1 pseudogene is annotated in these 358 nt (G+C 63.1%); it reads left to right on the top strand.

Going from position 1 to position 358, the window contains the following annotated elements:
* Positions 1–9: 9 nt before the first annotated feature.
* Positions 10–358, top strand: a pseudogene (locus RCF13_RS10770) (hypothetical protein); the annotation flags it as partial.

Raw genomic sequence — 358 nt, 5'->3', positions numbered from 1 at the left:
CTCGAGAAAATGAAGCGGAAAGCCAGGTTGGCGGCCAGCGACGACCGGGTCATCAAGATTCTCTCGTGGTATGCGCTTGCGCGCGGCACAAGCCATATCGTTGAAGGGGAAAGCGCGCGCAACTGGCGATTCGTGACGGAGGGCGAGGCCGCGCCCGGGCAGGGCTTGCTGGCGGAGCAGGCGTATCAGTTTGCCTTGCAGCCGATTGTCGAGCCCATGCGTCGAACGGTTACTTCCTTCGAGTTCCTGATCCGCAGCGGAACCGGCGGATCGCCCGAACAGTTGTTCTCCAGCGTTCCCCCCGTCCAGCGCTACCGGATGGACCTGGAGTCCAAAGCGTCCGCGTTCCGATTGGCGC

Origin of the sequence: Stenotrophomonas maltophilia group sp. RNC7, assembly GCF_030910085.1 — a bacterium.
GTDB lineage: Bacteria > Pseudomonadota > Gammaproteobacteria > Xanthomonadales > Xanthomonadaceae > Stenotrophomonas > Stenotrophomonas sepilia.
This window is presented reverse-complemented; position numbering and strand designations above follow the sequence as displayed.